The sequence below is a fragment of the Halorussus lipolyticus genome, from assembly GCF_029338375.1.
In the GTDB taxonomy this organism is placed as follows: Archaea; Halobacteriota; Halobacteria; order Halobacteriales; family Haladaptataceae; genus Halorussus; species Halorussus lipolyticus.
Map to the genome: position 1 here is coordinate 46,669 of NZ_CP119808.1, position 21,979 is coordinate 68,647.

The 21,979-nt window shown below is 54.8% G+C and carries 11 protein-coding genes and 2 pseudogenes; 8 read left to right on the plus strand and 5 right to left on the minus strand.

The features are described 5' to 3' along the window. Positions 1-1,570: 1,570 nt before the first annotated feature. Positions 1,571-1,993, plus strand: coding sequence for a DUF8030 family protein (locus P2T57_RS19985; protein ID WP_276302761.1), 423 nt, complete (start codon positions 1,571-1,573; stop codon positions 1,991-1,993). Positions 1,994-2,063: 70 nt separating this feature from the next. Here P2T57_RS19985 and P2T57_RS19990 read toward each other — a convergent pair. After that, positions 2,064-2,410 (minus strand): annotated as a pseudogene (locus P2T57_RS19990) (IS1595 family transposase); the annotation flags it as partial. 200 nt (positions 2,411-2,610) lie between these two features. Between P2T57_RS19990 and P2T57_RS19995 the strand changes: the two are divergent. From P2T57_RS19995 to P2T57_RS20025, 7 genes and pseudogenes are all read left to right on the plus strand, one after another. Continuing rightward, positions 2,611-3,864 (plus strand): annotated as a pseudogene (locus P2T57_RS19995) (phage NrS-1 polymerase family protein). Further along, positions 3,764-3,988, plus strand: coding sequence for a GIY-YIG domain-containing protein (locus P2T57_RS20445; protein WP_474198314.1), 225 nt, complete (start codon positions 3,764-3,766; stop codon positions 3,986-3,988). Before P2T57_RS19995 ends, P2T57_RS20445 begins: the two are co-directional and overlap by 101 nt. 6 nt (positions 3,989-3,994) lie before the next feature. Beyond that, positions 3,995-4,231 (plus strand): GIY-YIG domain-containing protein, encoded by a 237-nt coding sequence (locus P2T57_RS20450; protein WP_474198315.1) that lies wholly within the window; start codon positions 3,995-3,997, stop codon positions 4,229-4,231. A 60-nt stretch (positions 4,232-4,291) separates the two neighbouring features. Next, positions 4,292-6,133, plus strand: a complete 1,842-nt coding sequence (locus tag P2T57_RS20005; protein WP_276302753.1) for a DUF262 domain-containing protein — start codon at positions 4,292-4,294, stop codon at positions 6,131-6,133. A gap of 809 nt (positions 6,134-6,942) precedes the next feature. Then, positions 6,943-10,059 (plus strand): LamG domain-containing protein, encoded by a 3,117-nt coding sequence (locus tag P2T57_RS20010; protein WP_276302754.1) that lies wholly within the window; start codon positions 6,943-6,945, stop codon positions 10,057-10,059. Between the two features lie 410 nt (positions 10,060-10,469). Continuing rightward, positions 10,470-11,216, plus strand: a complete 747-nt coding sequence (locus P2T57_RS20320; protein ID WP_337250819.1) for a DUF6735 family protein — start codon at positions 10,470-10,472, stop codon at positions 11,214-11,216. A gap of 672 nt (positions 11,217-11,888) precedes the next feature. After that, positions 11,889-12,137 (plus strand): hypothetical protein, encoded by a 249-nt coding sequence (locus tag P2T57_RS20025; RefSeq protein ID WP_276302756.1) that lies wholly within the window; start codon positions 11,889-11,891, stop codon positions 12,135-12,137. A 327-nt stretch (positions 12,138-12,464) separates the two neighbouring features. Here P2T57_RS20025 and P2T57_RS20030 read toward each other — a convergent pair whose 3' ends face one another. From P2T57_RS20030 to P2T57_RS20045, 4 genes are read right to left on the minus strand one after another with little or no spacing between them, the layout of a single operon-like run. Further along, a complete protein-coding gene (locus P2T57_RS20030) occupies positions 12,465-15,122 on the minus strand; it encodes a pentapeptide repeat-containing protein (RefSeq protein WP_276302757.1) in 2,658 nt (885 codons plus the stop codon). Next, a complete protein-coding gene (locus tag P2T57_RS20035; protein ID WP_276302758.1) occupies positions 15,119-15,994 on the minus strand; it encodes a phospholipase D-like domain-containing protein in 876 nt (291 codons plus the stop codon). The genes P2T57_RS20030 and P2T57_RS20035 overlap by 4 nt, the downstream gene beginning before the upstream one ends. Beyond that, positions 15,987-18,047: a hypothetical protein gene (locus P2T57_RS20040; RefSeq protein WP_276302759.1), complete on the minus strand. Its 2,061-nt coding sequence runs from the start codon at positions 18,045-18,047 to the stop codon at positions 15,987-15,989. Before P2T57_RS20040 ends, P2T57_RS20035 begins: the two co-directional genes overlap by 8 nt. A gap of 4 nt (positions 18,048-18,051) precedes the next feature. Next, complete coding sequence (locus P2T57_RS20045) at positions 18,052-21,936, minus strand: helicase-related protein (RefSeq protein ID WP_276302760.1); 3,885 nt, start codon at positions 21,934-21,936, stop codon at positions 18,052-18,054. Positions 21,937-21,979 lie beyond the last annotated feature (43 nt).

The following is a 21,979-nucleotide window of genomic DNA, read 5'->3' on the forward strand; positions in this document are numbered from 1 at the left end:
CATACGCGAACGCCCGGCACCTCCAGTACGCGAACGTCCGATCCATCCAATTCGGGAGCACCCGCTCCGGACAGTTCATCTTAGGAATGAAGCGAACGATACCTATAGATTCGAGGTGTGGATATCTGAGGTCGGGGCATCATTGACGGTCCGTCGATTGAGTGGTGACTCTCACACTTTCGAACTGGGAACGGCAAACGGGTTTGGCTCTGGGTCAGTGAAGCAGGACCCTATTACAGCGGTTGAAATCCCCGACGCGGCTCATCTATATGGAGAGTACACACTCAATTCTGGTGAGAGCATGGAAGCGGTCATGAAGGAGATTAGACATGATGAAGTATTGTTCGTTGTCCTTGTAAACGAGGGCAACGACACCATTGTCGGATTCCACGGGGTCCATTGTGGGTCCGTCTACCTCGCAAATTTAACGCTATCAGTACGAGACGATTCAGTACCCGAGTTCGATTGGAGTAGTTCATGTGGGCCAAAACGAGAGGTGGGAGCTTAGTTCGCTTGACGCACGGGATGGTGGCCGAGTAGCCTGTGTAACTATGATGAATTGGGTATCTAGTGCATCCGCTTCGAAGTCAGCTGTTAAACGGTGATCAGGGTACCCACGCTGGTGTAGATGCTGTCCTCTCAATACCTAGCAGTCGTACAAGATCTTCACCTGTAGCAGTCGTCCGCTAGCATAGACACTATAATCGTATTCTGTGAAACAAGTGATCTGAAGATACCGCCGTGCTGAATGTATCCTCTATATTCACCACACCACCCCAGCACTCGGGTCTGTTGAACAGGCAGAATCCAGCTTTGGAGCGTTCGATTGGGAACCCAGTATATCGATTGAAGAACCGGAAGTAGATCTAGGGTTCGGTGAGGAGGTATTCGGGCTGGATGGGTTTGCGGAATCGCAAGAAGAAATAGTAGGTCTACCCGGCCTCAATACTGGGAATGGCCTGGACCCGTTGTTTTCTGACGCAGAAGGTTTCTTTTCGGATGAAGAACGTGAGGACTAGCTGTCGTTTGTAAGAAAACTACCATAATTTTTATATTTTTATAGAAGGAGCAGTTCGAAGAGTTCAGAACCTCCGTCATGCACTTTTCAGGCCCTGTATTGCTTGTTTTCGACCGAAAAGGGTAATTGACCCACGAATCGCGACGAGCTACCGGCAACTGCTGGAATTCACTGTTGTCGAGTTTCGCCCAGGACTTGATACCGATTCTCCCGAATTCGGGGTTCTCACCACTTCGTCAAGCACAATTATTCCAGTCAGCCGTGTCTTGAAGTTCGTCGAGGTCACCATTACCGCCTGAAAACTGCCCGACGGGCCTCTTGTCTAATCTACGCCTGTTACGATACCCTCTATACCTTCAAAATCATCCAAAGGAAGGCTAGGGTACACCGGTGCAAATGCCGCTGGCTCTCTCTGGCCGAGGGGCCATCAAACGACGAACGTCTGCAACAAATGTATCAGAAGTCGCTCATTGGTTGGTGATGCGATTCGCGGTGGTGTTTGTCGCCCCCGAGAGGGGCGAGGGGGTCGTCGTAGGCACCCACTCAACAACCATGTCATCCGAACACGAGCAACAGCAATCTCGACTACGTGGCGAACAGATAGAGCAATCAAGCGAAGAACCGTGGGCAGATCTTGAACTGACGCTCCCTCACGACAGAAGTCCGACTGGCATCGTCTCTTTTGTCGAGTGCGCGCTCGTCGAACTCACCCACGAAGAGGTCGGTGCTGAGTTCGTCTCGACGAGCGTTGTGGGAGTGAAGCGGACGCAGTTCATTGCCGTCGACGACGTCGGCGAGAAGTTCCAGAAGCGGTATTTCGACGAGCGTCTCGGCTGGCACGAAACAACTGTCAGCCGTGAAGCGGTTCGCGACGAACTGGTCAACCGACTCTCGCAGTCGTCCTCGGATCGAACCAACGAGATGCCGAACGGTGACCCAGATACGTTCCGCGTGAAGCCCGTTCATCAGTTCTGAACCCCCACGAATTAACCAACACAGAATCGTAGTCCTCCGCATCGTTGGTTAAACCGGAGCGCTCTTCTCTAGAACTGCGGAAAGCCCCGATAACGAGACAATCAATGATTGACGCAATGGATTCGCCAGCCAGATGGAGTGACTGAACGATGCCGAAGGTGCGACTGGCCTATAGCTCTGCTTGGACAGGCTACGGAACTTCCGTAGCCACGGTTGAACGAGCGAAAATAGGCACTCAGCTTGGTCACTATGGACGCTTTCCGGCGATACGTACGTCTCCTTGTGCACGACCGTTTGGTGACCGTAATCCATTTCCCGGTATGCTTGGAGTCCATCGGTCCAGATCTCTCCTAGTGGTTGGGAGAAGTCTTCAGACTCCTGAATTATTGGCTCAATATTACCGCTGAAGTTGATGCCGAATTAGCTATCCTCAAACCCATTGAATGCTCGTAGCCCCGTTCACTCTGCCAACAATCCCCGCCTGCGCTCAACCACTATAGAATGGGTTGCACCCGTTGGACAAGGTAACGGTCAGCCTGCTCGTCGGGAACCGTTTTATCATCGTCGTGATAGTGGGTGTGCGATGTTCCAAGAGAATTATACAAGGAGGAATGAAGATGGATTCTGAGTCACTGGTCGAGGTCTCGGTGCTTCCGGATGAGTTGTGTGAGCGCGAGCAGTGGGTATGCTGGAAGGAAGAGCAACGGGATGGAAAAATGACGAAGATTCCGGTGACGCCGGGGTCGGGCGAGTTCGCGTCCTCGACAGACTCGGAGACGTGGACGGTGTTCGAGACAGCTCTCGACTACATCGAAACGGGGAACGCGGACGGCGTCGGGTTCGTCTTTACCGACGATGATCCGATCGTCGGCGTGGATCTCGACGACTGCCGGGACCCCGAAACCGGAGATGCTGACGACGCGGCGCTGGACATCATCGAGCGCCTCGACTCGTACACGGAGGTGTCGCCGTCCGGCACCGGGTATCACGTGCTTATCAAAGGAGAACTTCCCGATGGTCGGAATCGGCGTGGGAGTTTCGAGCTGTACGATACAGCGCGGTTCTTTACAGTCACCGGCGACCATGTTGAGGAGACACCGACGCGTGTTGCACGGCGACAGGACGCGCTCACGGCAGTCCATCGTGAGTACGTCCAAGACACCGACGACGACTCGGAGGGCGAACCAGACCGACGTGAGAGCGCTGACGAGGAGTCCGCGACGGATGGACCATCCAGCGTCGATGTGGATCTTGCGGATGAGAAGTTACTGGAGAAGGCGATGAATGCGTCGAATGGCGCGAAGTTCGGGCGCCTCTGGAAGGGGAACACGGGTGGATACGATAGCCAGTCGGAGGCTGATATGGCGCTCTGTAACATGCTGGCGTTCTGGACTGGCGGCGACCAACCCCGAATGGACGAGTTGTTCCGCCAGTCAGGGTTACTTCGTGACAAATAGGACGAGGTCCACTACGCCGACGGGTCGACGTATGGCGAGAAGACGATTGAGCGAGCAGTACAGAATACGTCGGCGTTCTACGACCCAGAACCGAGAGAGGACTCGTCTCAGGACTTCTCTGTCGATACTGGCCGTGGCGAGTCCGAGCGGAGTCAAGCGTATCTCACCGAGAAGAATCGGCTGTTGACCGAGCGTGTCGAAGAACTCGAGACACTCCTCGAATGGAAGAACGACCGCATCGAGGAACTTGAAGCGGAACTTGAGCAACTCACAGCCGAACTCGCAGAGCGTGAGCAAGCGACAGATCAAACCCATGAGGAGCAAGTCGTTGGTGCGAGTCCGGACGAGGAGGAGTCACAGTCGGAGTCTGTCTGGGGGCGGGCGAAGCGGTTGTTCGGAAACGGCTCCGAATAAGAGTTGTTGCGTGCCGGACGAATATCGAGAATCTGGCGACCAACTTCGAGTAACTCGTATCGGGACTCATGCGGTTTCCGAAGGAAGCAGTACTTCGCTCTGGGACCGACTTCGAACGCATTGAGGAGCGATGCGCGGAACCACCGATAGTCAACGGGCCTACATCGAGCGAAACACGATTGCACTCTTCAGTAACTACCAGCGAGAGGCCGTTGACGCTCGCCCAGATGATTGGCTAGGTCATCATAGCCGGAGCGGGAAAATCTGCGAATCCGGACTGTGGAATGTGAATCATGTCAATGAGGAATACGATCCTGCATGTCTTGATGATGTGATCGAGGCTATCGAGAGCACGGAATATGTGTAGGGTAAATTATAGTATCTAACGGGAGTATTTTTAGTGCTGGGTCACGCCAGTTTCGTGACAATGAGTTTCCAATCTAAAACTATCGCCAACGCCATTCAGGAACTCAATACGGCGACCTTCGTCCCCGCTATCCAGCGAGAATTTGTCTGGACCGATGAGCAAATCATCCAACTCTTTGATTCCATCCTCCGAGACTACCCAATTGGATCTCTTCTCTTTTGGCGCGTTCGGGGTGACCTCGCCCAAGAGCAAATCAAGTACAAATTCGTTCAGCATTACGTCACTGACCCCGTCCACCCGGAGAGCTTGGGAAACGTCCATCACCGTAATCCCGAGGTCGAAGACTACGAGGACGTTCCCAACGGGATTCAATTAGTCCTTGACGGTCAACAGCGACTCACCGCGCTCTATATTGGATTACAGGGGACGCTGACGACCAAGCAGAAACACCGCCACCGGACGAATCCGAACGCGTGGGACCGAAAGCAACTCTATCTCAACGTTCTCTCTGACCCCAACGAGATTAGCGACGACGACCTCAAGATGCGGTATGAGCTCGAGTTCAAAACTGACCCCGAGATGTCTGAAGACGAATACTGGTATCGGGCTAAGGACATCCTCAAACTCAACGAATACGACGGTATTCACGATATCACCGAAGAGATTGATGGCGAACTCTCTGAGCAGAATATCGACCATCCGTCGCAGTGGAAGTTCATCAATAAGAACCTCACTGCTCTTTATCGCGCTGTTCACGAACGCAGCCTCATCAACTACGACGAGAAAGAAGAGGATGACTTGGGGAAGGTCCTTGATATGTTCATTCGGACAAATCGCGGCGGAACCCAACTCAGTACCTCCGAAGTCCTGCTCTCTATCGCAACTGCTCAGTGGGCGAATGGAGGCGGTGTAAACGCCATCAATGCTCGAGAGGAGATTACAGAGTTCATCGACGACCTCAATCGTCGACGCCAGGACGCTGGGTTTAGCTTCGATATTGACTTCGCGCTTCGCAATCTCCTGATGTGCTCCGACTTGCCGACCTCTGAATCAGTTCGTCACTTCAACCAATCGAACCTCCAGAGGATGAAGCAGACCTGGACGGACAACGGCAAGATGCAGCAGGCAGTACGAAACGCTGTTGACCTTATTGTTGACTTCGGCCTTGACTCTCGCAGTCTCACAAGTCGGAACGCCCTCGTCCCGGTTGCATATTTCTTCTATATCAACGACAATCCGAACCTCGAATGGAGTAGCGGTCACGAGGAGATTTCAGCTAGAGAAGAGATTCATCAATGGCTCTGTACGTCAATTCTCAACGGCACGTTCTCTGTCGGACGAGGAGCCATCGAACGAGCACGGTCACTAATGCAGACTGCGCCTGCTATGACGTTCCCCGGCGACGAGATTCACCGTGAACTACGAAGCGATGGGCGTGTCTCCAGATTCGACCGTGACCTACTGGAACTGCAACTCGACAGCCTTGAATACGGGAGTCGAAAGACCTTCTCGTTCCTCTCGTTGCTCTACCACCCTGGACCAGCCCGGAGTAACACGCGACATGATGTCGACCACATCTTCCCACAGGACCAGTTCGACACGGAAACGCTGGTTCAAGACTATGGACTAGACCCTGTTGAGGCAAAACGATACGTGGAACTCAAAGACCGAATTGGCAACCTCCAACTTCTCAACGAGAACGAAAACCGCTCAAAGAGCGGCCAGTCTTTCCTCGAATGGCTGGAATCCCAGGACGACTCTTACTTCGAGAAGCATCACATCCCACAGAACGAGGACCTCCACCGCTTAGAGAACTTCTCCGAGTTCATTGAGAAGCGCGAAGAACTCATCATTGAAGACCTGCTAAATAAATTTGGCCCCGAGGAGACTCAAGACGCGTAATCTCAACCGAGCAGTATCATTAATATCCAGACAACCATCTAACCATATGGCGGTTCTTGATGACTGATGGACCATTAGTGCCCCGTCGACTGATGGACGATAATAAGGGAATAGGCGAAGGAATGACCAGCGTCGATATCTACTGTCATCGCCAGCACAAAGGCCAATGACAGGAAGAAGCCGACGAAGAAGGACTAAGCCTAAGTCGCTATCTGGTTGAACTCATTCAGGATGCTCGCTGGCAGCGCCACAATGAGAACTGAGTACCAGGATCGATACAAGCCGTCCAATTTCAGAGTGAGATAGATTATTCTCACCAGGTAGCGGCCGAAGGAATGAGGGCAACGTTCTTCGCCTGAATGACGATGTACGCGATGAGCGCTAGGATAACCGGAAACGCCACGCCAGTTGTTGCAAAGGCGGTGCTGAGAATGCCGGAAATGATAATTTCCTTGTCTATTTGCCGGAGTAAGTTGATGACAGTACTCTCCGAACTGCCATCATGCCCCAGCAGGACTTGAACCTGCAGGACCAGGGTTCCCGTCTATTGCCCTCCGACGCACCGTGCTTACGTTAAGACTCTCGTGCATATTGATAAATACATTATCTTTCAGGTATTATTGGGGTGTTTTGCCGAGCCACAGCCTGGTTTAAGTACTTAATTCGGAAACTGTGGTTTCATCTCTCGCCCGCAAAGCGTTACCGTTAAGTCATCTCAATTACACTCTATTAAGTTGGCCATATTCAGGATTCACTTGTCGAATTTCAAACAGTGTATAACAAACATACTTTGTCCCTATTGATGAGGTATGTCTGACAAAGACAACATCGGCTTTGGCTCTGAATATGGACGTGACCAGCGTCATACTGCAAACAACGCCCATTCAATTCCGCGGCGGGATTTGTTGAAACTTACTGGTACTCTCGCTTCCACTATTGGATTTTCTACACTAACGGTGTCAGCGCAATCTGAGAAAACATTCGTGAACGCCAAAACAAACGGAGCTACAGCAGACATCACCCAAGATACATGGAAAGGAAGCCCAGTGGATATGATTGATGATGATCCAGACACGCAGTGGCAGGTGGCTGGTAACCCAAACACGATTATTGCTATTTTTACGCTACCACATCAGGCCCGCGTTACGGAAGATTACCTCCGAATTGGGACGGGCGGTGACCGAGACGTTACCGAATATGAACTCTACGCCCGTGATTCTCCATCCGATTCTTGGTCATTGAAGAAGGTGTTCTCAGGGTCTGTCACAGGTGATGGGACGCCTGATGTGCGGCACACATTCGAGAGTGACCCCCTCGAAGGGAAGCAATTTAAACTAGTCATCACAGAACACCGGGCGCCGGATCTTTGCTATACGGCGTGTGATGTTCCGATACGAGAATACCAACTGCTTGGGAAGTATCTTGACACGCCGAGTCCAGAGGCGAACTATGACTTTGAAGGGACTGGAACAACCGTGGTTGACCGAAGTGGCAACGGGCACACCGGTGAGATTGTACGAGCCGACCGTGTGACCGACCACGGCGGTACCGTCATCAATTTTGATAAATCTAACAACTCTTACGTCCGTCTTGGCCAAGAAGATACACTTGATCCCCTCAATGGGTCGTACACTGTTTCGTTCTGGTTCAAGTCGGACGGTGTAAGCGGTGGGAATGAAACACTGTTTGCGAAGCGAGGGGATAGCAACGAACGGTTCCGGATCACACTTTTTGATAACGGCGAAGGCGAGGGACGTTTGGCATTCAGAGTTAAAGATGATCCCTCCCTTGGGAACGACCATGTGAAGTCGGACACCACGTATACCAACGGGCAGTGGCATCGAGTGGATGCCGTTCGTGACACTGACGCAGACCAAATCGAATTATACGTAGACTACGAGCCCATCGGCACAGCAGTCGACCACCAAGGAGACATCAACCCGACTGGACCTGCATACCTTGGTGGGCAACCAGAGTACCCCAACACACGCTACTACACCGGTCGAATTGACGACGTAACGATTTACAAAGCCGCAGTCAGGCCTAACGCAAAGACAACAACAAGTATCAGTATTACGAATCCACGACTTGTTCAAAGTGTGGAGAATAGCCGTCTAGACAATAACAAAGATGTGATTAATGATTCGGAATTCTTAACCGACGACACTCACCTGAGTGATCCCCCATTGGTCGCAAACAAGGCGACCGCGTTCATGTTTGACATCACGGGGGAGAACGTAGACCAACTTGGCGGTCCAGTGACTGTGTCTGTTGCGGTAAATGGAGAAACACAAGGTGAGCTAATGATTCAAGCAGCGACGGTCCAAGACGTTGTCACAAGTGATGTTGCCCTGTTCGATAAACTGGTGGACAATGGAAACTTCGATTCGCCCGTGTTTACTGTTGAGGAGGGCGATACAGTCTCACTTACAGTGACGGGAGAGGGGTTGGAAACGGCAGACCAAGAACTCACAATTGGCGAGGACGAGAGTGAGGTGTCAATCGTTACGATGCCTGCGTTGAACGTTGGTGTGATGCCCGTCGAGCGGCCTGACGACTACGGGACGCTTGAAGACTCGCGTTTCTCCTATGTGGACAAGGTGGAACAAATTGCGAAGCAGATGCAGTTCCTGTTCCCGACGCATCGGGTCAATATCTACCGGTACACTGCGGGATACGTAAAAGGCGAATACAAAAAAACATTCTCCCGAGCGCAAGATTTCATTTTTGTTCAACAAACGCTCAATGACCTTACACCGGTCACGAATGGTGACGATGGAGAAGTGTTCTCTGTAAAGAATGGTGACGTGATTAAGAATCCCCAGATGGAAATCTCGGCATTCGATGTAACGATAGCAATGCTTCCTGAGAAGTACTTTGACTTTCACAACTGGTGGGAATTCGATGAGTCTAGTCTTCGTGGTGTGGAACCGATTTACCCAGAAGATGCGGACGGCGATGGCGTGCAGGATCTTCAACCCCCAGCCTCAACAGGAGTTCTGATTAGTGCACCGCCCGCTACAGCCGAGATGGAGGTAGGACACCACTTCATCAACACTCAGTATCCGTCGTCTTTAGCAGACGACGGCGATACTGCTCACGCTACACCTGACCTCTACTCAACCACGTATTACCTGTCCCAAAGCCACGTGGGTGCCATTACGGGAGCGAACTCGTTTATGGCTCACAACGGTTCCTGGATGGACGCAAAAACGTTCAAACTCCTCATTGAGAGCGGCTTCGATCCAGTTCCAGAGGAAGGCACACTGAAAGACCGAGTAATGTCTGTTTCCGGGACGATAACGGATACGAGTGAATTGCTCGTCGACCAAATGAGGGAGATAGGTTCAGGATTGGTTCAAACGGCCCAAGACGGTGTGTCGGTAAGGGTTATTAACGTCAACGGGGACACCCTCGAAAGCATTACTGTCCCGCAGTATGTGTCGTTCTTCACCGATGAAAAACGTACGCCACGACAAAGAGCCGTCACAGCAAACATTCCGTACCCTGCGGATACGTATGAAGTGATCTTCGAAGTTCCCGAACCAAACACTGGTGAGATAACTACCACAGTAGTCGTCCCGACCGCCAAGCAGTTGTCCACGTTAATTGAGTGGATTCCCGAAAGTGGCTTCACACGGAATCCACCAGAGCGAAAAACGGCGTTACGCAAAAAATCTGAGCGGAGTGAACGGCTTGTCGAAAAGAAGAAGTTCCGACCAGCAATCAACACCTTGCGAAACGACATCCGTGATAAACTGGAGAAGTGGCTGAAAGACGACTACGAGGCTACGGTGAACGAATATTCAAAACAGGAGACGTTGGAGGTAGTTGATAACGTACTTGAGCAGTGGGAGCAGTTTGCGCAACAAACCACCAGCGGTAACTCTAACTCCGGTAAATCATCCAGAAAACAGGGTCAGTAAAAGCACCCAGTCACTGAATCTCCTATTTGCCAGGGTAGTAGAGGGCGACAACCCCTCGTTGCGCTAGCCGTGGACTTCTGGACAGGATGTGAAAGAGTTCAAAAATGTGGTAGCCCAACAGCCATGAGAACCACCAACCGTTTGTTGGTTAAATCACACAGTAAACGCCATGCTACCAACTAGCCTTCTGGTCAGGAAGCTACGATTGCAGATCGGAGTGGCGTCAAGGACTATCTTGAACGTCCCCGGGTGCTCGCGGTCGGCTCTGCAAGATATTTGGGCCTCTCAGCACTACCCGGCCCAGATAGTCGCTCGAGAGCCGACCACGTCCTTCGGACGCGAGCACCCGGCCTCGTTCACTCCCACCCAGCTACCAATCCCGGCCGAGTTCTATACTCTCTGTCCAATATGTGCGCAACCCTGTCTGCTTACCAGTCTTCGATCACCCATTCAAAGTAAACGATTGGCCGTGTTTTTGTGCGCCCGACAGGGGTGCGGGCGCACACAATTTGCCCGCTGATTCCACAGGGGATGTCGCGCGCGCACTCATCGCCTACGAACGGTCAGACGCATCGCACTCTCTCCACTACTCGCATAACGGAGCTCTCGACTATCGGTTGAAACACCAACTCACTACGGAGACGCCCTTCGGTGGCGACCAACCATCGGAATGGACTCACGACCAGTACGACACCCTGCAATCGAGCACGGAGACGACCACCGACGCATACGCCGTGGACCGACAGTCACAGACACCAGTCAACCCAGACCCGATTACTGTGGGAGTTTCAGTGGACGAGGTTCACTCAGAGTATCTTGACTATCTCCATCACGAAGCCTTCTACGTGGTTTCACAGGACTTCGAGGTGACAGCGTATCGAACGTGGTGGCTTGGCCTTGAGTACGACGCTGAAACTGTCGAGTCTTCAGAGACGACGGGCAATGGCGTCCTCCAGTCCGTCAGTTGGCGGGACAGCGAATCGCTTCACGAGGAGTACAGCCACGGCCAATTCCACGCGTTGAAAGTCATCGTCGGTGACCGCGTTGACGACGGTGAGTTCACGCTTGGGGAGGCACGGGCGTACATCGTCGAAAAACTTCGGGCGTGGAGTCGTGACGAGACGGCGGTCATCGGCCCCCACGACGGCGTGTTGTGACGTGTGGCGTACGGGGAGTTTGTGTGCGCCTGCAGGGGTGCAGGCGCGACCCACTAAGGTCGCGTCACAACAATGACTGAGGGGACTTGACGTCCATTCGGCCGAAGTCGTATCGACGCAGTAGAACACGACCTTGAACGCTGGCTCCTCCGACAGGCGCAAGCCGGTGTCCCCGAACTCGTGCTCGTCGATCTCCTTCGAGAGTACGCCGACGTGATTGAGCGTCAGGGCATGATCTCGCGCTCATGGGATGGACCGTCGTGCACGAGTCAGCACTCAACGCAGAGTTAGACCAACCGATGAGTATTCTTCAGCTTTTTCACCGCCTCGTAGCGAGGCAAAGCAAATCAACGACAGTGTATGAGTGTCGGTACTGTGGGACGATTATTGACTCGCAGACAGATCAATGTCCTTACTGTGGCCCAACGGAGGTCGTCAAATACGAATTCCCCTGAGATAGTAGTTTCGTGACTCCTATCCGGCCTACTTTAATCGTGGATATACATTTATTGAACGAATGCATTAACCACAGAGTGACACGATTGTCGAACAATGACATCGTTAGACGAGGCATTAGAAGCGTTGTATCGAAATTCAACCAAATCAATCTCGTTTTAGTAGGGAAAGCATTAGGGATGAATAGCTAAAAAAGTAGACGTAGAACACCGATTCATGTCCGAAACTGCAACAATCGTCGTGGAACGTGACGATCGAATGATCCACCAGGATATGGAAGCTATCCAAGGAAGTATCATCAATCCTCTCGGGAAGCTTCCGGAAGGAACGTTTGAACGCGTCCAAGAGGAGGTACAGTTAATGTACGAGAAATCAGACTTGAGAAATGGAGAGCGGCGTGAGGTGGGTGAGGTCAAATACGAACCAGGGAAAGACGGTGATATCATCGAAATTCAAGTGTCTTGAAGCGGCCGTGACCAGGTAAATCTATGATGTAGCGTTCCGGTGCTGAGACAATTAATGCAAATCCGTGAGATACTATACTGCCGATCAGAAAGTAATAATCGAAAACTACGGTCGGGTTGGCCGCTTATGACTTCAGCGTACATCAGCGATGTTTTTTAATCAAATCTTGGTGGGGGCGGAAATTGTTGTGACATACTTCCCAGGGGTGACCAAAATTGAATTCGCCAGCCGGGAATGAGTTATGTCTCCGAGCGACGGTGCGACAAGAACAGAAAGACCGTACAGTAACTGGATCCGCCCAAAGGAGTGGATGTCGGTGAGTCGTGTTCACCGGTGGATTGAGCGGGTCAGCGTGAAGAGCAACAGCGCGCTCATAAGCGCGCCGACAAACCCCTCCGTCGCCGCGACGAGTGCTGTCGCGTTACCGACGGATTTCCCGATCGAACCAGTGAGTAGAGTCGCGAATGAGCCAATACTGAACACAAGATTCTGCAAGAGTCCAACACTGGTGTCTGGTCTGAAGAGGTAAACGACCCAGTACGCGACGACGATGACGCCCGAGGAAACGACGACACGAGACCCGCTCTCGCCGTGTTTTGAGAGGATCCCGAATAGGAAGATGAGGACAGACTTCACAAACGGGACGATTCTGTGCTTGAGCGACTGGCCGGGCAAGAGTGCCTCGGCGGCGTGGTTCCGCGTCTGATAGCGCATCTCGCGTTGGAAGAACTTGGACGCGGGTTCGTTCTGGCCTGTAACGTTCGCTCCCGTCTTCGCGTACTGGTAGGTTGTCTGGAGTCTCTGGTACTTGTTACGGTGTGTCTGCAATGAGTCGGAATCCGACCACCACGCCGAGAGGATATTTCGGTAGTCGCCTAGCCGGGAACAGAGATGATCTAGATACGAGGTGTTGTCGGAATCGGAGTTCGTGTGGTGTATCTCCCACCTTAGTGTCCGGAGTTCTTGGAGGTGTGGGATGAAGTTGAACCCGTCAAAGCGGGTGTTCTTGACAAGACACCGGTCAAAGACGTCGGTGTGGACCGCGTCCGAGGAGAGGTCAACGTCACCGACTCGTGCCTGTTTGAAATTGACCGTGTACTGGGTCCCCTCATCGTCGGTGAGATCAATCTCGCCAGTGTCGACGGCCGCGTCCTTACACACGATGCGTGTATCTGTGACCACTCGTTCCGGAGTTAGGTAGAGTGACTTGACGTCGGTGTCACTCAACTGGAGGTTAACTTCGACGGTCACGGCGTTGAACGACGCGATACTGTCGAACGTCACATGGTCGAATCGGGCGGCGGGGGCGGCCCTCTCCTTGACGGGCCCGTCTCCGTCGGAGTCGGACCGCGCGTCCGTCTCCGTTGGAGGCGTCCAGTCGTCAAACGAGAGCGATTCGCCGGTGTCGCGAGTTGCGGTGACGTCTTCGTCGACGGTCGTGTCTAACGTCAGTCGCTCTTCTTGCCCAGTCACGTCTCTCGGGTTGACACCGAAGTAGGCCCGATCAAATCGAGCCGGCTCGCTGAACGTGGCACCCGAGAAGTCGGCTGTGTGGAATATCGCGTCGTGGAATCCCACCTCGTTACCGAAGACCACCGGGGGGATGGGGTCTTGCTCACCCCGCCGAGAGAACCACCCCAACTCGTGGAACTCGGCGAACTCGAACGTAGCCGTCCCCTCGAACCGGGCGCCGAAGAAGAACGCACGCCGGATGAATCGGACGGACTTGAAACTCGTCCGGTCCGTGAACCGCGTCCGTTCGAAGGACACGTCCCCGAGGAACGTGGTGCTCTCGAAGTCACAGTCCGACTGGAAGACGGACTGTTTGACACGCGCCGACTTCCTGACGTTGATGTTGTCGAACTCGGCGAACCCCCCGAACCTGGAGTTGACAACCTCCAATGTGCCGACAGTGCTGTTCGAGAACTCGGCGGTACCACCGAGCGAGGTCCCGACAACTTTGAGTGTGTTACACTGGATGTCCGTGGCGGTGAGTACCTTGATGGACGCTTCGGAGATCGACAACTCGCCGTCAACGTTGACGCCATCAAGTCGCAACTCGTAGAGGTCGGCGTCGTCCAACCGGAGGTTGCCTTCACACACAGCGGGCTCACCCGAGTCGGGCCGTTCTGTCGTACTGAAGTTCAACACGCCAGTGGAGACTGCCTCCGTGAACGTCGCGTCACGGTGGAAATCCGTGTCACGAAACGACGACGCGAACGGACCGAACCGGGTCTGTTTGAACCGGGCGACTGAGTGAAACTCCGAATCGTCAAACGAAACCTGACTGTGGAAGTCGGCAAACCGGCAGTCGAGACTTGACTCGAAGGTGGTGTTCTCGATGGTGGCGCGACCCTCAAAGTCAGAGTACCGGAACGTGATCGCGCCAGTCACGGTGCTGTCAATGATCGAGACTTGCTCGGGGAACGAGCAATCGTCGAGCCGCACCTTCCCTTTGACGGTGAGGTCGTCGGCTCGGAGACACTCAATCCTGCTCTCGGTGAGTTCCAACAGGTCGCTGATATCCGCGTGCGACAACTTGAGGTCCCCCTCGATCGTCACCTCAGAGGCTTCGAAGGTTTCACAGGTTAGTCCGGACGCGGCGACTCCACCCTTGATGACGGCGTTCTCGGCCGTGATTGTATCGATGGTCGCTCCCTCCAAACAGACGGCACTGCTGATCGTCGCCTCGTCTAACTTGAGGTGGCGAATCCGTGCGTCCGTCAGGTCAAGTGGTTGATTGTCGGAGAGTGCCGGAACACTGTTCGTCAGGTCGAGGGTCCGAAAGACCGCGCCACATAATGGTGCGTTTTCTTCGACCTCGTCGTGGAGTCTAGATTTCGATACCGATTCTGGTGAGTGGATGATGCAGTGGGGTCCGTTCCCTCCAACTTGCCGCTCGCAATCGATCGAGTCGCCGTTGGCGTCGGTTCCGGACCACTCACACAGGTCGATGTCCGACTCCAACTCTCGTGTCTTCGTCACGTCGTGGTCACCTCCCGTGCGGAAGAGATGACCGTATCAAAGACTCGCTCAAGTCGTTCGACTCGTGACCCTTCCACGATTACGCCGACCTCCAAGTTCTGGGCGAACCCATACGTGGTGAAGTTTGCACTTCCGACATACGCGCGGTCGGCGTCGGCGACGAGAACCTTCGAGTGGAGCGTGTACAACGGCTGGCGCGAGTCCGGGTTAGCCTCGTAGTAGTCGTATACCCGCAATTCGCCGTTTTCACCGCCTGCGAGGTCGAACAGGTCGCTCAACGCAACCATGTTCGGTTCCCCAGCTTCGAGTTCTCGAGACACGACAGTAACGTTGACGCCACGTCGGATCGCCCCCTCAATTCCGGGAAGGAGCCACTCGACACCACCGGACTCAAGGTACGGACTCACAATAGTGAGTGACTCACGAGCGTCACGACAGAGGTTGAGTAAGGCGCTCGTTAAACGCCGCATCTCGAAATCGGACGGCGACAGGTCGGCGAACTGGGGATCGGAGTCCGGGAGCGTACAGACGATTTCGTACTCCCCGGTGTCGAACTCCTCGGCCGCAGCCTGGAACGATCGCGAGACGGTCCGAGCCGTCACGAGGAGGTCAATCACCGCCTCACGGTCGAGCTCTCTAACACTTGATCGCTTTGAGTCGATCGTTGCGAGATCGCAGTTCTCAAGGAAGTACCCGACACCATCCGCGAGGTCGTCCCCAAAGCGACTCCGCGCGGTCGGGAACAACGGTCCGTCGGACTCGGGGGATCCGACCAAGACGTCACCAAGTATTACGTCCAGTTGGCGTGTGCTGTCGGCGATAACGGCTAGGTCGACCGCGTCTCGGAACCTAGTTGATACGGATTCACTCATCGTTTGCCAGACTGAGGAATCCACGGATGCCACGGTCTGCGATCGGCTTGGACCCGAAGACGAAGTCCCGACCGAGGTTGCGGTTCAAGTGCGTACACGAGACTTCCGAGATGTATAGACAGTTGTGGCAGGACGCACCTTCTCTGCTACAGACGGGGTCGTAGACGCAGTCGTTGCCGCGTTGGGTGATCCCCGTCAGCAGGTCGTCGAGACTTGATTCGACGAGCGTGTACATTCCACCGATGTTGTAGTCGGTTCGCTGGTTACTGTAGATGACGAACGACAACGCTCGTGGGAGGAGGTACTCGGCGAGACTCGTTCGAGACATCCCCGACAGCTTCGAGACCTGCTTCAGAGCGAGGTGCGACATGGAGTGCACCAAATTGTACACCATGTACGCGATTATCTGCTCGTCGTGGACGTTGATGGAGAGGCTGTCCAGTTCAGGCACTTCTCCAACGTTGGACAACAACCATGCACGGATGTCCTCCTCCCCCCAATTGGATAGTGGTTCGGTGCGGCTCGGTTCCAGCTCGGTGTCTTCAAGCCAGGTGTCGATGTCGCTGTACTCCCAGCTGTCGGGGCGAGGGACTTCACGATCCTTCGGAAGTGTGCTCGTGACGACCGCTTCACGGAGGTTCTGTGACGGTTGGTCGCCGGGTAGTGTGTTCTCCAGCAGCCACCGGAACACGTCTCGGGGATTCAACGTGAACTGGACGGCCTCCGTCTCGACAGTATCCGCGAAAATCGGTGTCCCGTCGCTTGAGGAACTCACTGACGACGAGGAGAACGCACACAGCCGCGAGTTGTCCGGTTCGTTCTCGATACGGGTGTATCCGAAGACGGCGTTCGTGATCGGAAAGTTCTCGACGAACGCGATCTCGTCAATGCCCATTGAGAGCATTTCCTCGTGTACGTGGGTCGCCCGTGCCTCTCGGCGTCGCCGACTACTCGGGGAGTCCTCTCCCGTCGTCTCGATCAACTCCGTCGCTGGTGTTCGATTCAGTTCCGATTCGACACTCTGGAACTGGTAGGCGTCGAACACGCCCTCTTGGATCAGCTTCGGGAGTTCGTCCTTATCGTCGGTGGCATTAAGCTCGTGGACGAACCGCTCTACCTGTTTGCCGAGTGGACCGGTCGACTCACCCATCTCTTCGAGTTCTGCCTCAATTCGTTCGATCTGTTCAAGGATGTCCTCGGAGCCACTATCCTCATACATCTCACGGTACCGCTTGAGTTCCCACTCAAGTTCTTCACGCTCCTCGCTGGCGTTCTCCTCTTCTAGCTGGACGTCCGTGATATCGTCGTCGGTCAACCCGAGGTACCGGGCGACCACCGCTTTCGAGAAGCTGGGCCGGCGTGGGTCGGTTTCGATGTCAGAGCCGATGTCAATGACCGAGATGTGTTGAGGCTGGTAGGCCGAGCTGGCACGGTGGACGTTCGGGACCATGCTGTGTGACGGCAGGTCACAGTCACAGCGTGCTCTGAAGTCCTTCGTGTTCCCACAGTTCTGACATGCCCAGTTGGCGTTCCGTAGACGCTGGCTCCCGTAGTTCTCCAGCTCCCAATCGTCCCAATTCCCACACTGATCACACTTGTACGGACGAGGCGTCTTGATGGCGCCACAGTGGTGGAGGAAGACAAACTGGTATTGTTGAAGTGTACCGTCACACCCAGACTTCGTGCACTTGAGTGACCTGTTGTACCGGTCTAACTCGTCGGTGTCGTCGTACGTGTGCACCGTGTCGCACGTCGTACACCGGAACAGGAGGGGAAACAGCGTCGTCTTAACTTCCCGCGGGCGGACGAGTTGGTAGTCCTCCTCGTACTTCGGGAAGCCGACAGCCCCGTGCCCGCTCCCGGCCTGCCACGCTGCGACCCGATTCTTTACTTGTTGAATGATGTACTCCTTGTTGGACTCGGTATGGGGGATGGTCTCGACTTTGACGACTTTGTGGATGCCGTTCTCGCCGGTATAGTCGAAGGTGTTGTTGGGCAGGTAGTTGAACAGCACCTGCGACTTGCCCCGTTTCATATAGATGTCATCGCTCATCGTATCACCAGTTTCGCATCATGTTGAATAGACGCCGGTTCGCGTCGTCGTGTGGTTTGAATGGGACCGGTTCGTCGATATCTCGGAGGCTGGTCATCGGCCCCGGGTTGAGGGCGTTGCTCGCGAAGTCTGACTGGACGTTCTCAAGCTGACTGAGTGCTCCGTTAGCCCGCCTGTCTAGTCGCTCCTCAAACGCCTCGGGCAGGTCGCCCCAGAGGTCGGTTCCATAGGACCGTCGCAAGAGTCGCTGGAAGTCGTCCTTGTCGTTGATCGAGAGGTTCTGTGCACGACCGTTGCCGGCGGCTAATGCACGCATCAGGTTACTCACTTTGTCGCCGAAGAACAGTCGCTCACCCGACTCGTACAGCCACTGGTTCAGCATCCACCCGAAAATCATACTAGGGAGCGTCCGCTCAACGCTGAAGTGGCTCCACCGGTTGATCGGGACCGGTTCGACGAGTCTGTCGAGGAATTCGTGATACTTCTCGAAGAGGTGGTAGTGGCTCTGGTCTCGCTCTCTCGCGGGGTTGAAGCACATTACGATGGATCCCGGGTGTCGCCGACCGGCCCGGGAACTCGACTGGATATACTCGGCCGTCTGGCGAGGCATCCCGAAGAACACCATGAAGTTGAAGCGGTCAATGTCAACACCATGACTTATCATGTTCGTCGCGGCGATGACGTTGGTCCGCTCCGTCGGGTCGGCCGGTGGGTCCTCCAAGCCGTTGAGGATCGTTTCGACCTCGTCAAACGGCGTGTCACCGGTCAGTTCCTCAATTCGCGGTTCCGGTAACCCGAGTTCTCGGAGGTACCCCGCGATCTGTCCGTCCATTGAGTTCCGGTAGCGGTTCTTGTCACGCTTACTGATAGTATACGTCAGGCATGTCTGATACACGTCCAACAGGTTGAGTAGGTCGTCGTTCGTCTCAACCGTCGTGAACCCCAACTCCTCAATCTCGGTGACAGGGTCATCCGCGTCTTCAACGTACTCCCGGAAGCGCTCAAACTCCCGCAGGTAATAGAAGTTCAGCATGATGACCGCGTTGATGTGGGTTTCCCCGTGCGGCATCACCCCCGCGAACTGCCTACGCGTCGAATCTTGTGTCGTCGCGTAGAAGTTCTCACCGAGCTTCGGTCCTTGTGCGGGGAAGCGTTCTGCCTTCCGGAGATAGAGTTCGCGAGCCTGATCCTCGTACTCTTCAATCGTCGCGGTCGCCCCGATGATCTTGGTCCGCTGCTCGCCATTGTAGTGTTGGAATGCGTCGGTGAACGTCTCAAAGTGGCTGTCGAACGTTCCGAGGGACTCCTCTAAGAGGTGCAACTCGTCTTGGATCTGGAGGCCGGGTGCGGCGTCGTACGGTTCGCCGAACGGTGTCTTTGAGAGCGGCTCCATGTGAGACCCGTCTTTCGGGTTGTCTCCACCGTAGTTCTCTTGGCACCCGTACTTCTCCGTACACTCACCGAAACTTGCGAATCCGTGATCCGGACACCAGTGCGTCATCTTCCCGGCGTATACGTGCGCCGACTTGCGCTCGTACCCGACTGCGGTGATCTTGTCGATCGTCCCGACGATCATCGTCGGCGCGTACCGGTACAGTTCGTTGTCGACGATATGGACCGGGAGTTCGTCGCGCGCGAAGATCTGGTAGTCTCCCGACTCACGGGGTCGCTGTTGGTACGCACACTCCGATGGCTCGTTGGTGCACACGTGGGCCAGCCGGAGGTCGTCCGTCGCGCGGATCTTGACGTCCGCCCCGCAGACGGGACACGACGGAATCACCTTGATCTCTTCACGGTCGTCGGCATTCTCCTCACCTCCAGTGTACTTGTGAAACTCCGAGAGATACGCGTCGTCGTCGCCATACTTCGCGTAGTTACTAACCTTGTTCGGTGTGTTCTTTGACCCGACTAGGTACCCCAAGCTGAACGGGAGGAATCCGGGCCCGTTGATGTCCGAGTCCTGGAGCCGGATTATCTCGGCGTTCGTCAACAGTTCCGTGATACGTTGGGTCTGCTGGAGTGACAACAGGCGAAGCGGGAACCTGGTCCACGCGCTGACACCGTACCGCTTGCCACGCTTGCGGTCAAAGAACGCAGTGAAGATGGCCAACCCGAGGTAGGCCTCGGTCTTCCCACCACCAGTCGGAAACCACAGGATGTCAACGAGGTCTAGCGCTTCCATCGGTTCGCCAGAGAAGTTCTCGGCGTCGGCACCATCTCGCCAGGGGACGTCGCTCCACTCGTCGTACTCTCGACTGGCGATGTCGGGGAGAACTCGGAGGATGAACACCAGCTGGAACAGACGCCAAGAGTTGTATTCTTTCGTCCCATCGTCGCCGGTCACTTTCTCAATAAACGTCTGGTTCATCGCTTCGAAGGCGTCGACGATGTACCCGTCTCCCTCGGTTTTGTCCCACTGGAGGCACTCAATACCGCGTTCGAATCGTCGGATCTCGTCTCTGAACGATTCGCGGTCCTCGGCGAACGCCTCCCGGTCGGACTCTCTGAAGTCGCCCTGTTCCTCGTACTCGCGGAAGCACTCGTCGTACCGCTGAGACTCGTACTCCCACATCCGCTCGGCGATGTTCTCCAGCTCCTCCAAGCCATCACCACGAACGTCGGTTAACGTCTCAAACGTCGTGTCCAGTGGTGGGTCGAAACTCTCCGGGTCTCTGGTCTCGTACCTGCCCTGTCGGTACGTGGGAAGGTACGACGTCTCCAAAGTCTGTGAGTCAACTCGTGTGACCGTGCAGTTCGTCCCGTGACCTGGGAGGTGTCGATCATAGCGGAAGTCCTCTTCCAACCGTTCGAACGTAAAGTCCATGAACTCGCAACCGGCTACGCGAATCGTCGCCTCAACATCGAACAACGTTGTGTCGTACACGTCGACTCCCTTCCTGTAGTCCCGGTGATCGTCGTCCAGGTCTCCCGGGTTCGGTTTTGACGAGTTCTCGACCGTCAACTCGCCGCGGACGTCTTCGTCGTCTTCAGTGAACTCACAGTCGACCGTGACGTCCCACGGTGGCACGAACGGTCCACCCGCACGGTCAACGATCCGGTCAACGACCGTGGTCAACACTTCGCGCTGTTCTCGTTCATCCTTGACTCTCAGGAGGCTAGGTGGGAGTTGGTAGTTTCCAGAGTACTCATCATATTCAAGTGTCGCGTCCGCGGGTGCCCCTGGAAGGTCACTCAGCTCAATGGCCGATGGGTCGCCCAGCGATCGACCAGCCCGCCACACAGTTGGTTCGTCCGGGTCTTCGTCGATCTCGTGGACTCGCTGTTCAAGCTTCTCTACCAGTTCGTCAACGACTGCCTCTTCGATTTCTCCGGAAACTACCTCCCGTGCCGATATCTGCCCCTCGGAGGGCAGGTCAATCGTGATCGGGTCGCTCCCGAACTCAATACGGCGGTACACCTTGAGGAGTTCAGCCTCCGAGCTACCAGAGGAACTCTGTTCGTCGTCGTCCTCGGAGACACTGACGTGCGCAGACTCGAACTGTTGCTCCAGAGTCGGGAAGACACGACAGTACACGTGACCGGAGAGTTCCACGGTGAGTGTGTTCCCACGGACGTCTGGGAGGCGAAACGTCGCCTGAAGGGCCGACGGGATGAGCTTTTCCGCCATCTTGTCCGACATCCCGCTGTTGTTTGCCTCCTCGCTCGGTGCCAGCGTGCCGGCGAACAACTGGTCCGATGGGAGGTCCGCCGTCGCGAACTCGTCACCGTCTCTCGTCCCGGTCCCACTCGCACACTGGAGAACCCGCTCCGTGAGGAACTGACCGAGTCGCTCCCGGTCAAGATACGCTTCACTAGCCCATGTGGGAAGATCCGATGGGTCCTCGTTGAGATGTTTGGATCCATCGGTAAAGTAAGATCCAAGCGTCATCTGATTCACCTATTTACCAGCGGACGTATCAATCTTCCCCCTT